The sequence below is a fragment of the Streptomyces katrae genome, from assembly GCF_002028425.1.
In the GTDB taxonomy this organism is placed as follows: domain Bacteria; phylum Actinomycetota; class Actinomycetes; order Streptomycetales; family Streptomycetaceae; genus Streptomyces; species Streptomyces katrae_A.
This window is the reverse complement of the sequence record NZ_CP020042.1, coordinates 6860404-6875284: the sequence shown is the minus strand read 5'-3', so window position 1 is coordinate 6875284 and position 14881 is coordinate 6860404. Positions and strand designations below refer to the sequence as shown.

The following is a 14881-nucleotide window of genomic DNA, read 5'->3' as shown; positions in this document are numbered from 1 at the left end:
GGCTGGGCACGCCTGCGGGCACCTCCTGGGGAGGCGCCGGCGGGCGTACGCGGGAACGCGCGGGTGCGCGGAGAGGAAAGGGGTGCTGCGGCGCGAGGGGCCGGAGCGGCGCGGGAGCCGTGCGTACGGCTGCGCTACGTCAACTGCGGGGTGTGGATGGCCTGTTCATGGCGGTCCCCTGAAGTGAAGGGTGTTTCGCCCGATCTCCGGCCGGCCCACTGCTCTTTGGCCGGAGTCACGCGACACCGCCCGCTATTAGACGCGTCCGGCGCCGCGGTGTCAACGCCGTTGATCTTGGGCGAGGGTGCGCAGGGCCCGGCCCAGCAGGGCGACGCCCTCCTCCGTCTCGCCGGCCGGGCCGGCCGCGTAGCCGAGGATCAGGCCGGGCGGGCCGGGGGTCAGCCGGTGCCAGGAGAGGGGGTGGGTCTTGACGCCGAGGGCCAGTGCGCCGGTGGCCAGGGCGGTGTCGGAGAAGTCCGCGCCGTCGAAGGTGACCATCAGGTGCAGGCCCGCCGCCGCGCCGTGCACGCGGGCGCCGGGGAGGTGACGGGCGATCGCGTCGAGCATCGCGTCCCTGCGGCGGCGGTGGCGGCGGCGTACAAAGCGCAGGTGGCGTTCCAGTTCGCCCGTGTCCATGAGCCGGGCGAGCACGAGCTGGGCGAGGACCGGGTTGCCGAGGTCGGCGTGGCGCTTGGCCTCCACCACCTCGTCGCGCAGCCGGCGCGGCACCAGCAGCCAGCCCAGCCGCAGCGCGGGCGCGAGCAGTTTGGAGACGCTGCCCGCGTAGGCGACCGACTCCGGGGCCAGGGCCCGCAGCGCGGGCACGGGGGCGCGGTCGTAGCGGTGTTCGGCGTCGTAGTCGTCCTCCAGGACCAGCCCGCCGGCCGCCGCCCAGGCCAGCAGCTCCCGGCGGCGCTCGCCGTCGAGCACCACCCCGGTCGGGAACTGGTGCGCCGGGGTCAGCAGGACCGCCCCGGCTCCGCTCGCCAGCAGCGCGGCCACGTCGAGCCCCGCCCCGTCCACGGGCACCCCCACGGTCTCCAGCCCGCCGTGCTCCAGCTGCTGCCGGGCCCCGAGCGAGCCGGGGTCCTCCACGGCCACCCGGCGCACGCCCGCGCGCGGCAGTACCCCCGCCAGCAACCAGAGGGCCTGGGCGACCCCGGCGACGACGACCACCTCGCCGGGGTCGGCGCGGACACCGCGGTTGCGGGCCAGCCATCCGGCGACGGCCGCGCGCAGGGCGGGCGCGCCCTGCGGGTCCCCGTAGCCGAAGTCGGCGGCGGTGAGGCCGGCGAGCACCCGCCGCTCGGCCTGGAGCCAGGCGGTGCGGGGGAAGGCGGTGAGGTCGGGCACCCCGGGCGAGAGGTCGATCCGGCAGGGCACGGCACGCAGCGCGTCCACCGGTCCGCCGCGCGGGGCGGCCCCGGCCGGGGCGGCGGGGGCGGGTGGCGGGGCCGCGACGACCACCGTGCCGCCCCGGCCGCGGCCGGCCACCTGTCCCGTCTCGGCGAGCCGCTGGTAGGCCTCCGTCACCAGGCCGCGCGAGACGCGCAGTTCGGCGGCGAGGACCCGGCTGGCGGGCAGCCGGCTGCCGACGGGCAGGGTGCCGTCGGCGATGGCGGCGCGCAGCCGGCCGGCGAGCCATTCCGTGCGGCCGCCGGCGGGGGCGCGGCCGATGTCGAGCTGGAGGAAGTCGGAGCCGGCCGGATGGGCCGGGAGCGCCGCTATGGACCTGTCCTCAGGGGTTTCTTTGGACCTGCTCACCGGACCATTGTGCCTCCAGGCTGGTCCGTATGAGCGCCTCCACCCCTCCTTCCACGTCTCCCTCCCCCTCTCCCTCGCGTTCCGCCCCGCCGGTACGCCCGTCCCTCCTCCCCGTCTCCGTCCGCGAGCTGGCGCCGGGCGTGGCCGCCATGGTCCTGGTCGGCAGCAGCGTCACCGTCTCGCGGTCCCTGGCCGAGGCCCCGCTGTTCACCGCCCAGGCGGCGCGCTACGCGGCCGCGGCGCTGATCCTCGTCCTCCTGGCGCGGGCCACCGGGGTCCCGCTGCTGCGTCCCCGGGGGCGGGAGTGGCTGTGGCTGGCGGGGATCGCGGCGACCGGTCTGGTGCTGTTCAACGTGGCCGTCGTACGGGGGGTCGCGCATGCCGAGCCGGCGGTGATCGCCGTGGCCATGGCGTCCGCTCCGGTCCTGCTCGGGGTGGTCGGCCCCCTGCTGGAGGGGCGCCGGCCCAGCCGCCGGGTGCTGCTGGCGGCGCCGGTGGTGGTCGCGGGGGCGGCGCTGGTCGAGGGGAGCGGGCGCACGGACGCCGCCGGGGTGGGCTGGGCCGCGCTGGCGCTGGGCTGCGAGACGGGGTTCACCCTGCTCGCGGTGCCGGTGCTGGGGAGGCACGGGGCGTGGGGGGTGTCCGTGCACGCCGTGTGGATGGGAGCCGTGATGCTGGCGGGGCTGGCAGTGTGCACGGAGCCGCCGTCCGCGGTGACGGAGCTGGGGGCGGCGCAGTGGGCGGCGGTGGGCTACCTCGCGGTACTGGTCACGGCGGTGGCGTTCCTGCTCTGGTACCGCACGGTGGCGGCCGTGGGCTCCGGCCGGGCGGGGCTGCTGACGGGGGTCGCCCCGCTCGCGGCGGCCGGGGCGGGGGCGCTGACGGGCGGCGGGGTGCCCGGCCCGGCGGTGTGGCTGGGCCTGGTGGTGGTGATCGCCGGGCTGACGGCGGGGCTGCGCGTCGGCCCGAAGCCGGCCGGCTTCTGAACGGCCCGGGCCCGATGGGCCTGCGGCGGCCTCTTGATGGGGGCGTCGTCGTGGATCACAATCCGCAGATGCCGACGCAGCCGCGCACTCCCCCGGGCCGGCAGCCCGCGTACAGCAGCTGGATGCGGTACTTCTCCCCCGCCCCGGTCCACCGCCGGCTCGGCCTGGTCTGCCTGGGGGTGGGCGTGCAGCAGGGGGCGCTGCCGGTGGTCGGGCCCCGGGTCCTCGACCACCACGTGGCCGTCGTCCTCACCCGGGGCCGCGGCTGGTTCGGCCACGGCGGGCGGGCGCCGCAGCCGGTGGCCGCGCCCGCCCTGCTGTGGCTGGTGCCGGGGGTCGAGCACCACTACGCCCCCGACCCGGAGGGCGGCGGCTGGGACGAGTGCTTCGTCGATTTCACGGGCGCCGCCGTCGGCGCGTACACCGACCTCGGGTACATCACCCCGGACCGGCCCGTGGTGCCGCTGAGCGGGACCACCGGCGTGCGGCACGTGGTCGACGGGATCGCGCGGGCCGCCCGGCGCGGCGGGCCGCTGCTGGAGGTGGAGGCCGCGGCGCAGGTGCACGGGCTGCTGGTGGCGCTGCGCTACGCCCGGGCGGAGGTGTCCCGGGACGGGGAGGCGGTGGTGGACGCGCTGGCCCGGGACGCGCTGCTGCCGATCTCGGTGGCCGAGCACGCCGCACGGCTGGGCATGCCCCTGCCGGAGCTGCGCGGGGCGGTGCGGCGCAGCACCGGCGAGGGGGTCAAGGAGTACCTGCTCGGGATCCGGGTGAGCCGGGCCAAGGAGCTGCTGGCCCGGACCGATCTGCCGGTGGCGGGGATAGCCCGGCGGGTCGGGTACGAGGACCCCGCCTACTTCAGCCGGCTGTTCAGCCGCCGGGTGGGCATGCCCCCGGTGCGGTTCCGTGCCCAGCAGGCGGTGGGGGTCTCAGGCCACGGGCCGCCGGGCGTAGCAGAAGAGGTGTTCCTCCGGGTCGGCGAGCCCGCCGGCGGGGTGGTAGAGGGTGGTCTCGTGGTGCAGGACCTCCAGCCCGGCGGCCTCGATCCGGTGCAGGTACTCCTCGGCCGAGAGGCTGCTGACGGCGACCCGGTGGCCCATGAACTCGATGTCGAGGGCGTCGATGTCGCCGGGGACCGTGGCGACGACGAGGTAGCCGCCGGGCGCGGTCCAGGAGGCCAGCCGCTCCAGTGAGGCGGCGACCTCCCGCTGGTCCATCATCAGCAGCGGGAAGAAGGCGCAGACCGCGTCGAAGCCCCCGGCTCCGGGCGGTGCGTACGTGCGGACGTCGGCCTGTTCGAAACGGGCACCGGGGACCCGGGAACGCGCGAGGGCGACCATCTCCGCCGAGACGTCGATGCCGGTCACGGCGCAGCCCGCGCGGGCCAGGGTCTCGGCGGTGGGGCGGCCCGTGCCGCTGCCGACGTCGAGCACACGGGCGCCCCGGGGCAGCCGCCCGGTGAGCCATTCCAGGGCCTCCCGCTGCGCGGGGATGGTACCGAAGGCCTCCTCGTAGCGCCCCGCGAGCGCGTCGAACACCTCTGCGGCGGTCTTGCGACCCGTCATCGTGCGGCCTGCCTCTCATCGTCCTCCCCGGTGCTTCCGGGCCTCTCGGCGCAGGATGCCGCCGCGCGAGCCGCCCGTACCGGGGAACGTCGAAATCCGGGACCGCGGAAATCCGGGAGGAGGAACCCGGGACGGAGGAAACCCGGGAGAGGAACCCGGGGAGGAGGAAGCCGGGGAGGCGGGGAGGGCGTCAGCCGGAGACCGCCTCCCGGACCGCCGTCAGGAACTCGGGTGTCCCCGGGTGCGTCGGGTGGTGCGGGTAGGAGACGTAGACGGTGGCCGGCGGGGCGTCGGAGACCGGGAGGAAGCGGACGCCCGGGTGGCCGTGGCTCTCGGCGGTGCCGGCCGCCGCGAGCCCGAAGGCGCCGCCGGTGGCGATGAGGTTCAGCCACTCGTCGACGTTGCCGACCTCCACCGTCCGGGCGGGGCGGGCCTGCGGCGGCCACAGCTCCGGGGAGGCGGTGCCGGCCTCGGGCCATACGGCCAGGGGCAGTTGCGGGGCGGCGGTGAGTTCGGCCAGCAGGACGGCGTCCCGGCCGGCGAGCGGGTGGTCGTCGGGGAGGGCGGCGACCCGGTCCTCCGTGTAGAGGGCCTCGCTGCGGATGCGCGGGTCACCGGGGAGGGTGCGCAGCACGGCGACGTCGGTCTCGCCGGTGGCCAGGCCCGCGGTGCCGTTGTCGCGCCGGACCACGTCGAGCGGGGTGCCGGGGTGGGTCCGGCGCCAGTTGCGCAGCAGCGGTACGGTCTGCTGCCCGAGCACGGCGCACGTGTAGCCGAGCCGCAGCGGGCGGGAAACCGCCCGGGTGTCGGCGAGGGCGGCTTCCAGGCGGGAGAGGATGGCGCGGCCGTGTCCCAGCAGGGTGCTGCCGGCCTCGGTGAGGGCCAGGTGCCGGGACGAGCGGTCCACCAGCCGGACGCCGACGCGGGCCTCCAGCTGGGCCAGGGTCCGGGAGAGGGCCGGCTGTGTCATGTGCAGGCGGGCCGCGGCGGCGGTGATCGTGCCCGCTTCGGCCACGGCGTCCAGGGCCCGGAGGTGCCGCAGTTCCACATCGTCCATGCCTGTGGAGCATAGTCGCTGCCCAGACGGCATTTCCGGACGGGCGGCGCGGTCCATAACGTCGGAGGTGTGCGGGGGAGGTTCCCCCGGGCGACGGATCTCCGGAGGTCGGGATGAGGATTCTGCTGGTCGGCGCGGGCGGCACGCTGGGCACCGCGGTGCACAAGGCGCTCGCGGGGCGCGGGCACGAGGTGGTCGCGGTGGGCCGCTCCGGCGGCGACCTGGTGGCCGACGTCACGGACCCGGAGCAGGTGGCCCGCCTGTACGCCGAGGCGGGCCCGCTGGACGCGGTGGCGGTCGCGGCGGGTGACGCGGTGTTCCGCCCGCTGTCCGAGCTGAGCGCCGACGACTTCGGGGCGACGCTGCGCGGCAAGGCGCTGAGCCAGGTCGAACTGGTCCGCCAGGGTGCCCGGCACGTGGCCCCGACCGGCTCGTTCACCCTGGTCAGCGGCATCCTCACGGAGCAGCCGATCGTGGCCGGGGCGGCCGCCTCGGCGGCGAACGGCGCGGTGGAGGCCTTCGTGCGCGCGGCGGCGATCGAGCTGCCGCCGCAGCGGATCAACGCGGTGAGCCCGACGGTGCTGGAGGAGTCCCTGCCCGCCTACGGTCCCTTCTTCGCCGGGATGGAGGCCGTCCCCGCGGCCCGGGCGGCGGCGGCCTACGTGCGGTCGGTCGAGGGCGCGCAGACGGGGCAGGTCTACCGGCTCCACTGAGGCGGGCCCGGCGAGGCGGGACGGGTGAGGCGGGCCCGGGCCTCAGGGCCGGTAGCCGACGTTGAGCTCGGCCACCGAGGTCCAGGGGTTGCCGTTCACCTCCCGCGTGGCCCGGAGCTTCACGTAGCGGGCGGCCCGGGGGGTGAAGGCAGCGTCCTGCTGGGCCGTACCGTCGGGCCAGGTCCCGGAGGCGGCGGCCGGGCCCCAGGTGACCCCGTCGGCGGAGGTGAACACCTGATAGTCGGCGATGCGCCCGTTGCTCTGCGTCTGGCGGGGCAGGACGTGCAGGGCCGAGACGGGGTAGGAGGCGCCGAGGTCGAGGGTGATCTCGTGCGGCATCGGCGCGGTGGCCGCGTACCACTGGGTGTGCCAGATGGTGGCGGGCTTGCCGTCGAGGACGTTCGCGGCGCTGCCGTTCTCCCCCGCCGTCTCCTGGCTGTCGACGGCGCTGACCCTCATCTTGTTCTGCGGGACGAGGAGTTCGCCGCCTCCGGCCGGGCCGAGGTCGTCCACGGTGAGGTCGTCGAGGACGAGGTCGGCCTCGTTGTGGGAGTCCTCGGCGCTGACCTTGCGGACGCCGATCCAGGCGTCGGCGCCGGCGGTGAAGGTCTGGGTGAAGGCGGTGGCCGTGCGGGCCTGGCCGAGGGCGGTGGCGGTCTCCGCCGAGCCGGAGCCGGTGACGAACCGGTAGTCCCCGGCGAAGCCGTTCTCGTAGCGGAAGCCGACCCGGTAGGCGTGCCCCGGGGTGAGCCGGAGGGTCTGCGGGAGGGTGCGGTAGACCAGGCCGGGGCGTTCCTCGTGCGATTTGAGGGAGTTCTGTCCGCCGATCACGTCGTCGACGAGTTTTCCGTTCCAGCCGGCCTGGGTGTAGGGGGCGTTGCGCTGGGCGATGTGCGTACGGGGGTCGGTGGCCGGTCCGCCGGCGCCGCCGAAGGCGAAGGGGCCCCAGCCGGCGTCCACGTTCTCGAAGTCCTCGGCGTAGGTGTGCCCGTTCAGCGGGGTGCGGGCGGAGCGCACCACGCGTACGTCGTCCAGCCGGACCGTGCCGGGTCCGGTGGCGGCGGACAGCGTGAGGAGGGCGGTGGACGCTCCGGCCGGGACGTCGAAGAGCACCTTCATCCGCTGCATGGTGGTGCCGTTCTTCTCGCTGCCGCCCAGAGCGTCGGCCAGCGGGGAGGAGTCGGCGTACACGGATTCCGGGCCGGCGGCGCCCGCCGGGGTGACGGCGAGGGTGGCGGCCCGGCCGGCCGGGGTGGAGACCCAGACGGAGGCCGCGTAGGTGCCGGGGCTCAGGCCGGTGAGCCGCTGGGAGACGGCCGGGGCGGTCTGCGGGGCGAAGGTGAGCTCGTTCTGGCCGCGGTCGTTGCGGGTGACGGCGGCGCCGGCCCCGGTGACGGTCCAGGCCGCGAGATCGCCGGAGTTGAAGGAGGGGTCCGCTACCGGGGTGCCCTCGCCCCAGCGGGGGTCGGGCTGCGCGGGGGCGGCGCCGTCGGTGACCACGTACGCGGTCCGGGCGGCGGCGTCGATGGTGACCCGGTTTCCGGCTCCCGGGGTCAGGGGTCCGACGAGCTGCCGGCCGGTGTCGGTGAGCCGGTAGAGGGTGGGGCTGCGCCAGCCGTCGGGCAGCGTCCAGGTGGTGGGGCCGCCGGTGTCGTTCCAGTGGTAGAGCTTGCCGTCGCGCGGGAGCAGGTAGGCGGAACCGTCGAGGACGGTGCGGCCGCCGGTGGTGATGCGGCGGGTGCCCCCCGCGTCGGTGACGGAGGTGCCGTCGGCGAGGGTGATGGTGTCGGCGGTCCACTTCACGATCGGGGACTGCTGGAGGTACTTGGTCGGCAGGTCGGTGCCGAAGGTGGTGTTCAGGAAGGCGGGGTAGTCCGCCTTGCCCTGCCAGCCCTCGTAGGCGGTGAGTTCGGCGCCGCCGAGGAGGGGGTGGCGGGCGATCCAGTCGTCCTTGGCGTGGTTGGCGATGAACCGGGCGATGGTGGAGTTCACGCCCTTGAGGTCGCTGCCGCCGTAGTCGACGTCGGCCGCCCAGTGGTGCCACAGGGACTGCTCGGTGAGGGTGTTCGGGAACTCGGTGGCGAGCTGGAGGCCGAGGCCGGAGACCTCGCGCTGGAGCTTGCGGGAGACGTAGCCGTCGCCGTACCAGACGTCGACGTAGAGGAAGTCGAGGCCGGGCGCGGCCGCCTTGAGGTCCGCCAGGCGCTTGAGCCGCCCGCCCGACTGGCCGTCCTTGCGGGTGTCGACGTAGTAGGACTGGTCGAGCCAGTCCCAGCCGAGGCCGCCGCTCTGGTGGGCGGGGTCGAAGGTGGCGGAGACCGGGTACTCCTCGGTGGCGTTGACGTGCACGCCGAAGTCGGCGTTGTAGGCGTGGCCGGCGGTGGTGAGGGCGTTCAGGCCCTCGGCGCCGCCGAGTTTGGCGCCGATGTTCTTGTAGTCCATGTGCGCGGAGTCGTGGCCCTCGGAGGCGTAGCCCTTGAGCAGGACGAACTGGCCGAGGCCGTCGGTGGCGAGGCTGACCCGCTTGGTCTCGTCGAGGGTCTGGGCGAAGGGGTGGGTGGCCTGGGAGGCGAAGTTGAACGGGATCCGCTGGACCACCCGGCGGGCGGTGTCCTGCCAGCCGGTGGGCGGGGTCCAGATGTCCCGGTAGGCCACGGCGGCGTCCTGCCAGTCGACCACCGAGTCGGCGTTGCGGTCGCCGGTGACGGCGACCCGGACGTAGGGCAGCGGTTCGGTGTCGGTGTCGGCGGCGCCCTGGGCCCGGTAGAGCCAGGCCCCGCTCCACAGCCCGGCCCGGCGGTAGGAGCCGTGGTCGGTCACCCGTTTGCCGATCCGGCCGTTGTCGCGGGCGGTGCCGCCGGAGGGGGTGTCGTAGAGGGAGTTGGAGGCGATGGCGGCGGCCAGCCGGCCCGTGCTCAGGAGCCCGTACATCACGGTCGTCGCGGCGGGGTCCACCGGGGTGGAGGCGGTGACCGGTGTGAAGGTGTCGCCGGTGCCGGTGGTGGCGGTGTGCATCGTGGCGGTGGCCAGCGCGGCTCCCGGCTGGTCGCTGCGGACGCTGACGAGGGTGTGCTCCGGGATCTCGAAGCTGTGCACGCGCAGGGCGGGGGTGTCCTCGACGGCGGTGACCCGGAACTCCACGACCGAGCCCGTCACCGAGATCCGGGACCGGACGGTCACCCCGGAGAAGGCCATCGCGTAGTCCACCCCGGAGGCGGAGGGGGTGGAGGTGACGGCGGGGGTGTACGCGGTGCCGTTGACGAGGACGGAGCTCAGGGGGTCCTCGTTGCCGTGGAGCACGTCCCCGGTCGCGCGCCGGGTGTAGTCGAGGACGCGGGGGAAGGCGGGGTCCACGCGGACGGACAGCTCGGGTGAGGTGATCGTCACGGGTGCCGCCGCGGCCGGGACCGCCGCGGCCGGCCAGGGCGCCAAGAGGGCGGCGAGGAGACCGGACACCGCGGCTGCGGCCGGCCAGAGGGGGGTGCGCATCGGGCCTCCGGGAGTCGGCGCTTGGCACGTACGGGAAGACCGCACGACTCCCTGCGGAGCGCGGCGGTCCGCTCACTGGCCTGCCAGCTTGCGGACCCCGGGCGCCCGGGCCCATGGACAAACCGCCGCCGCCTCCTGGACTTACCGGTCGGTCCCGGCGGGCACCAGGACGACGGCCGTGCCGTACGCGCACACCTCGGTCCCGACGTCGGCCGCGTCCGTGACGTCGAAGCGCATCATCAGCACGGCGTTGGCGCCGCGCGCCCTGGCCTGTTCGATGAGCCGGTCCATGGCCTGGTTGCGGGTCTGCACCAGGGTCTTGGTGAGGCCCTTCAGCTCGCCGCCGATCATGGACTTCAGACCGGCGCCGATCTGACTGCCGAGGTGCCGGGAGCGCACGGTGAGCCCGAACACCTCCCCGATGACCTGCTCGACCCGGTAGCCGGGCACGTCGTTGGTCGTGACGACCAGGACTCCGGTCTGCTGGGCGCCGGGGCCGCCGCCGTAGTCTTCGATACCCATGCGCCCCACTGTGGCTCCGGGCGCTGCCCCCCGCATCCGCTGGGCCGTCCCGCCGCGCGGACCGACCCCACAGCCCGGGGACAGGTTGGGCATATCGGGCTAAACAGCGGCGCGCCGCCGGGAGCCCGCGCGGTCCCCCTGGTCATAGTCGTCCCTGGCGGCCGCCGGGCCGCCGCGCCCCTCCGCGCATCGCGGCCGGGGCGGGAGTCTTTTCCAGAGGAGCCGCACATGCTCAAGCCCACCAGGACCATCCTCGCCCTGGCCGCCGGAAGCCTGGCGCTCGGCCTGGTCGGCGGGGGCGCCGCCGTCGCGGACCAGGGCCCGGCGGCCCAGGGCACGGCCCGGCACCACGCTCCCGGGGACGGGAGGGACGGCCACGACGACTACGACGAGGACGGCTACGGCAGCCACCACTACTCCCTGGGGAAGGTCGTCTCGCGCGGTCCGCTGAGCGTGCGCAGCAAGCCGACCACCCACTCGCACCTGCAGTACAAGGTGTACCCGCACGAGACGCTCGCCCTGAAGTGCAAGACGCGCGGTGAGAACGTCGCCGGGAACGACCTGTGGTACCTCATCGACCCGGGTGACGACGACCGCGACGACCGCGACGACTGGGCGGACGGCACCGACGGAGAGGGCCGCAAGAAGGCCCGCATCGGCAAGGACCGCGACGGCTACGAGCACGACTGGGTCTCGGCCCGCTACGTCAAGGACCTCAAGCGCGTCCGCTGGTGCCGCGACTGACCGCGCTCCCGGGCCCCACGTCCCGGCCCGCCGCGCACGCCGCTCCCCTGCCGGCGTGCGCGGCGGCGTGCGCGGGGTCCCGCGTCAGAAGTCCCCGTAGTTGACCTGCCAGGTGGGCAGGCCCATCCGGCGCCAGATGGCGACCACCCGGTCCCGGTCGTCGAGCGACACCCGGACCGCGTAGCGCTCGCGCACGTGCGCGTCGAACAGCTCGGCCTTGACCACGTCGTCGCGGCGCGTGTCCCCCGCCGCGCGCATCCACAGTTCGTCGTACGGCACTTCGTGCGCCCGCAGCCAGGACTCGGTCTGCGGCCGGTGCTCCTCGCTGCGCCCCGACAGCAGCACGAGCCGGTCCCCCGCGCGCCGGAACGCCTCCAGGGCGTGCCGCACCGGCTCGTTCAGCAGGTCGGTCTCGCAGCGCGAGAAGTCGTACGGGCCCCGGTCCCCGGTGAGGGCCAGCGTCCCGTCGATGTCGCACATCACGGCGTCCGGCAGCGCCGGGTCCGCGACGTACGGCCGTACCGGCGGCTGGTCGTTGAGCCATTCGGCGGTCAGCCGCCAGCCGCCCTTGCGGGCCTTGGCGTGCTTGTCGGCCAGGATCCGGATGATCTCCTCGCCCACCGGCCGCTCCCGCGCGGCGTCCCGGCGCAGGCACTCCTCCACGGGCACGTCCGTGAAGTCGTGCACGACGAACCGGGCCCGGCCGGCCACCGCCGCCTTGAGCCGCTTGGGGATGTGCGAGGTCAGGTGGGTGTTGTCGACGACCACGTCGAAGCCGTCGGCGACGGCCGCGGCGACCGCGGCGTCCTGGACGGCGAGCACGGTCTGCTCGTGCCGGTACGAGCGGCGCCGCTCCGGGTCGGGCACGTCGAGCATGGCCCGCAGGTCGTCGAGGTTGACCCGGCGGATCCGGCCGGCGGCCTCGGCCTGGAGGGCGCGGGCGGCGGTGGTCTTGCCCGAGGCCGGCAACCCCGTCATGACGTGGACCACGGGGAGTTCGGGCTCTTCGGACACGGTGTCAGTTCTCCTCGTCGGTGGTGAAGGGATCGGCCGTCGCCGGCCGTACGGCCCGCCAGGTGACGAGCTCGGTGGTGCGGCCGTCGAGCCGCATGAACATGGCGGCCCGCAGGTCGCCGTCGGGGATCTCGCGCACGGCGCGGGCGAAGGCGCCCCGGTCGTCCGCCAGGTGCTCGAACCGCTTGTAGGTCTCGTCGACGGCCCGCTCCCGGCGCTCGAACTCCTCCTCCAGGCCCGCGATCACCTCGCGCACCCAGGTGTCGAACTCGTCGGGCACCTGCTCCAGCAGCGCGTCCAGGGGCCGGCCGCCCCGGGAGCGGATGCCGCCGAGTTCGGCGAGGGAGAGGCCCAGGCCCTGGGCGAGGCGCTTGGCGGAGGTCCCCGCGAAGCGCTGGATGCCGTGGCTGCGCCAGACGTCCCGCTCGGTGACGCCGGTGAGCAGCTTGTGCAGGCGTACGTACTCGGAGAGCTTGGCCTTGGCGCGGACGCCGGAGGCGAACCGCAGGACGAAGCCCTCGGCGTCCATGCCGGTCGCGGAGGCGCCGCCGGGCAGGGTGTTGGACTCGGTCAGCGCGAGGAGTTCGGACAGCGGCATGGCGGGCCACACCCGGACCACGGAACCGATGCCCTCCCAGTGGGCGGCGGCCTCGGCGAGCGGCACCTCGGCCCCGGTCGGGCCGAAGGCCGCGAGCAGGACGAGGTCCCGGCGGTCGCCGTAGTCGACGACGATCCGGTTCTGCGGGTACAGGATCTCGGCGAGGTAGGTGGTGCCGGGGACGAGCGCCCCGGTGTCGCAGGCGTCGAGGCGGCGCTGCGCCCAGGAGGCCTGGGTGCTGACGAAGGAGCCCTTGGAGGCGACGTGCCAGCGGCCCGCGTAGTGGAAGACGACGGCGAGGCTGCCGTCGACCTTGTCGTAGACCTCGAACGGCTCGTCGGGCAGGGCGGGGGCGTACGGCCGGCCCGATGCGTGCTCGCCGACGTTGAAGAACTTCGGCAGCGGCAGCGCGACGACGGCTCCCGTGGCGTCGTCGGCGACGAGGCCGCGGCAGCGCACGGTGACCTGGTTCCAGACCTGCTCGTACTGCGCGGTGCGCGTGTACGTGTAGATGGACAGCGGCAGTTCGGGGTGCCGCTTGCGGGTCACGTACCCGGCGTCGACGGCTTCCGCAAGTGCCTGTGCGGGCAGCAGGTCATGGAGAGTCAGGCGGTCCTGGCTCATGGGTTCCTCCCGGTTCGAGACGGCTCATTCTCACGTGCGGGAGGGGCCTGCCGGTACTCAATTAGGACTGGTCACCGGCCTGTAGCGGGGCTGTGACACGGCCGCGGCGAGCGGAGGGGCCGCGGCGTCAGGCGGACCCGCGGCGGCCCGGGCGGCGCGAGAGCAGGAAGGCGGCGGACGTGAGGGCCCAGGCGGCGACCGCGATCCACAGCAGCACCTCCCCCAGCGGGCGGAGCCGTTCGGGGCCGGTGGTGGCGGCGATGGTGAGGCAGGCGGTGGCGGTCATGCCGAGGGGGAAGACCGTGGACCAGCGCCGGATGTCGTAGCGGGGGCGGGGGCTGCGGACCTCGGCGACGAGCAGGACGGCGTACCAGACGAGCGAGAGGCCGAGGGCGGTCAGGGTGGCGGCGCGCAGGGCCGTGTGCACCGGGCCGGCGGCCCCCACGGGCGAGGCCGTGAGCCTGGCCCCGGCGAGGGCGGTGATGGCCAGGGAGCCGCCCGCGACCCAGTGGTCGCCCGCTCCCCGGAGCACCTCGCGGAAGTCGAAGCGCCGCAGGGCGAGGACGTACAGCAGGACGCCCAGGCAGAAGCAGGCCAGCGCGGCGGCGGCGAGCCAGTCGAGGCCGTGGACGGCGGCGAGCGCCGCCGACAGGACGGCGAGGCCCTGGGTGGCGACGCAGCCGAGGAAGACCACTCCGGGCATCCGGCGCCGCCAGTGCCGTACGACGGACAGGAGCAGCCCGGGCCAGAGCAGGGCGGCCAGGACCAGCAGGGCGGCGGCCGCGTCCTGCCGGCCGAGCTGGGACAGCCGGGTTCCGAGGACGGTGGTGGCGGCGACGGCGGTGAGGGCGGCCGGGGTGTCGGCGTCGGCGCGGAAGCGGCCCCGGTCTTCGGCGAGCCGGACGGTGAAGTCGGCGGCCAGGAACAGCCAGAGGGCGGCGGAGACGGCCAGCGCGGCGAGGGAGAGGAGGCTGTGGCCGGTCAGTTCCAGGCCGGCGGAGAGGATCCCGGCGGCCATGACGGCTCCGCCCGCGGCGGGTGGGAGGTCGGCCCACCGGTTCCGCAGGGGGCTCCGGCTGCGCATGGCCTCACAGTACGCCGCGGGTGCGGAACTGGACGCTGATGCGGGGCCCGACGGCGCGTGCCGTCTTGGGGACGGCGTGCTCCATGGTGCGCTGGCAGGAGCCGCCCATCACGACGAGGTCGCCGTGGCCGAGGGGGAGGCGCAGCAGGGTGGGGCCGCCGTCGCGGGGGCGCAGGACGAGGTCGCGGGGGTCGCCGACGGAGAGGATCGCGACGAGGGTGTCCTCGGTGGCGGAGCGGCCGTGGCGGTCGCCGTGCCAGGCGACGCTGTCGCGGCCGTCGCGGTAGAGGCAGAGCCCGGCGGTGACGAAGGGTTCGCCGAGTTCGGGGGCGTAGTGGGCGCCGAGTCTCTCGCGGGCCTCGGTGAGGACGGGGTGCGGCAGGGGGTCGCCGGCCCCGTAGAAGGCCAGCAGCCGGGGCACCTCCACCTCGCGCTCGTACATCTGGCGCCGCTCGGCGCGCCAGGGCACCTCGGCGGCGAGGTGTTCGAACAGGGCGTCGGCTCCGGTCAGCCAGCCGGGGAGCCGGTCGACCCAGGCCCCGGCCCCGAGTCCGGTGCGCTCCAGCGGCGAGAGGGGGCCGAGGCGGATCTCGTCGGTCTGGTCGAAGAGGGAGCCCTGGAGTGCGTGCATGGTTCCAGCCTACCCCTCCACTCGAACGGATGCTCGATTTACCGGCGCGTGAATACCGGGTGGGGATCTGGCGGGACGGGCCCGGGGAGG

12 protein-coding genes and 1 pseudogene are annotated in these 14881 nt (G+C 75.2%); 4 read left to right on the top strand and 9 right to left on the bottom strand.

Going from position 1 to position 14881, the window contains the following annotated elements:
- Positions 1 to 279: 279 nt before the first annotated feature.
- Entirely contained in the window at positions 280 to 1764 is a 1485-nt protein-coding gene (locus B4U46_RS31145) for a PLP-dependent aminotransferase family protein (protein ID WP_079430950.1), read from the bottom strand.
- 29 nt (positions 1765 to 1793) lie between these two features.
- Between B4U46_RS31145 and B4U46_RS31140 the strand changes: the two genes are divergently transcribed.
- A complete protein-coding gene (locus B4U46_RS31140; RefSeq protein ID WP_079430949.1) occupies positions 1794 to 2750 on the top strand; it encodes a DMT family transporter in 957 nt (318 codons plus the stop codon).
- Between the two features lie 122 nt (positions 2751 to 2872).
- A pseudogene (locus tag B4U46_RS31135) lies at positions 2873 to 3685 on the top strand (helix-turn-helix domain-containing protein); the annotation flags it as partial.
- On the opposite strand, the gene B4U46_RS31130 reads toward B4U46_RS31135, so the two are convergent.
- Both B4U46_RS31130 and B4U46_RS31125 read right to left on the bottom strand, forming a co-directional pair.
- Positions 3680 to 4315: a class I SAM-dependent methyltransferase gene (locus B4U46_RS31130; protein WP_079430948.1), complete on the bottom strand. Its 636-nt coding sequence runs from the start codon at positions 4313 to 4315 to the stop codon at positions 3680 to 3682. The pseudogene B4U46_RS31135 and the gene B4U46_RS31130 overlap by 6 nt on opposite strands.
- A gap of 190 nt (positions 4316 to 4505) precedes the next feature.
- The gene (locus B4U46_RS31125; protein WP_079430947.1) at positions 4506 to 5372 is read right to left on the bottom strand and encodes a LysR family transcriptional regulator; all 867 of its coding nucleotides are present in this window, start codon (positions 5370 to 5372) and stop codon (positions 4506 to 4508) included.
- A gap of 113 nt (positions 5373 to 5485) precedes the next feature.
- Between B4U46_RS31125 and B4U46_RS31120 the strand changes: the two genes are divergently transcribed.
- Positions 5486 to 6085: a short chain dehydrogenase gene (locus tag B4U46_RS31120; protein WP_079430946.1), complete on the top strand. Its 600-nt coding sequence runs from the start codon at positions 5486 to 5488 to the stop codon at positions 6083 to 6085.
- A 42-nt stretch (positions 6086 to 6127) separates the two neighbouring features.
- On the opposite strand, the gene B4U46_RS31115 is transcribed toward B4U46_RS31120, so the two are convergent.
- Entirely contained in the window at positions 6128 to 9574 is a 3447-nt protein-coding gene (locus B4U46_RS31115; protein ID WP_079430945.1) for an endo-alpha-N-acetylgalactosaminidase family protein, read from the bottom strand.
- 141 nt (positions 9575 to 9715) lie between these two features.
- Positions 9716 to 10096, bottom strand: coding sequence for a YbjQ family protein (locus tag B4U46_RS31110; RefSeq protein WP_079430944.1), 381 nt, complete (start codon positions 10094 to 10096; stop codon positions 9716 to 9718).
- 228 nt (positions 10097 to 10324) lie between these two features.
- On the opposite strand from B4U46_RS31110, the gene B4U46_RS31105 reads away from it, so the two are divergent.
- Positions 10325 to 10840 carry a hypothetical protein gene (locus B4U46_RS31105; protein WP_079430943.1) on the top strand — a complete coding sequence of 172 codons (516 nt, stop codon included), beginning with the start codon at positions 10325 to 10327 and terminating at the stop codon, positions 10838 to 10840.
- An 84-nt stretch (positions 10841 to 10924) separates the two neighbouring features.
- On the opposite strand, the gene B4U46_RS31100 is transcribed toward B4U46_RS31105, so the two are convergent.
- The 4 genes from B4U46_RS31100 to B4U46_RS31085 form a co-directional block, all read right to left on the bottom strand.
- The gene (locus B4U46_RS31100) at positions 10925 to 11854 is read right to left on the bottom strand and encodes an AAA family ATPase (RefSeq protein ID WP_237293189.1); all 930 of its coding nucleotides are present in this window, start codon (positions 11852 to 11854) and stop codon (positions 10925 to 10927) included.
- 4 nt (positions 11855 to 11858) lie between these two features.
- Positions 11859 to 13076, bottom strand: a complete 1218-nt coding sequence (locus B4U46_RS31095) for an RNA ligase (RefSeq protein WP_079430942.1) — start codon at positions 13074 to 13076, stop codon at positions 11859 to 11861.
- 127 nt (positions 13077 to 13203) lie between these two features.
- Positions 13204 to 14160, bottom strand: a complete 957-nt coding sequence (locus tag B4U46_RS31090) for a tellurite resistance/C4-dicarboxylate transporter family protein (protein ID WP_079430941.1) — start codon at positions 14158 to 14160, stop codon at positions 13204 to 13206.
- A gap of 4 nt (positions 14161 to 14164) precedes the next feature.
- Positions 14165 to 14791, bottom strand: a complete 627-nt coding sequence (locus B4U46_RS31085) for an alpha-ketoglutarate-dependent dioxygenase AlkB (RefSeq protein ID WP_079430940.1) — start codon at positions 14789 to 14791, stop codon at positions 14165 to 14167.
- Between the last annotated feature and the right edge of the window lie 90 nt (positions 14792 to 14881).

Coding starts and splice junctions, on each gene's coding strand:
- B4U46_RS31125 (WP_079430947.1), bottom strand. CDS start 5,372: ATGGACGATGTGGAACTGCGGCACCTCCGGGCCCTGGACGCCGTGGCC.
- B4U46_RS31120 (WP_079430946.1), top strand. CDS start 5,486: ATGAGGATTCTGCTGGTCGGCGCGGGCGGCACGCTGGGCACCGCGGTG.
- B4U46_RS31095 (WP_079430942.1), bottom strand. CDS start 13,076: ATGAGCCAGGACCGCCTGACTCTCCATGACCTGCTGCCCGCACAGGCA.
- B4U46_RS31090 (WP_079430941.1), bottom strand. CDS start 14,160: ATGCGCAGCCGGAGCCCCCTGCGGAACCGGTGGGCCGACCTCCCACCC.
- B4U46_RS31115 (WP_079430945.1), bottom strand. CDS start 9,574: ATGCGCACCCCCCTCTGGCCGGCCGCAGCCGCGGTGTCCGGTCTCCTC.
- B4U46_RS31105 (WP_079430943.1), top strand. CDS start 10,325: ATGCTCAAGCCCACCAGGACCATCCTCGCCCTGGCCGCCGGAAGCCTG.
- B4U46_RS31110 (WP_079430944.1), bottom strand. CDS start 10,096: ATGGGTATCGAAGACTACGGCGGCGGCCCCGGCGCCCAGCAGACCGGA.
- B4U46_RS31140 (WP_079430949.1), top strand. CDS start 1,794: ATGAGCGCCTCCACCCCTCCTTCCACGTCTCCCTCCCCCTCTCCCTCG.
- B4U46_RS31085 (WP_079430940.1), bottom strand. CDS start 14,791: ATGCACGCACTCCAGGGCTCCCTCTTCGACCAGACCGACGAGATCCGC.
- B4U46_RS31130 (WP_079430948.1), bottom strand. CDS start 4,315: ATGACGGGTCGCAAGACCGCCGCAGAGGTGTTCGACGCGCTCGCGGGG.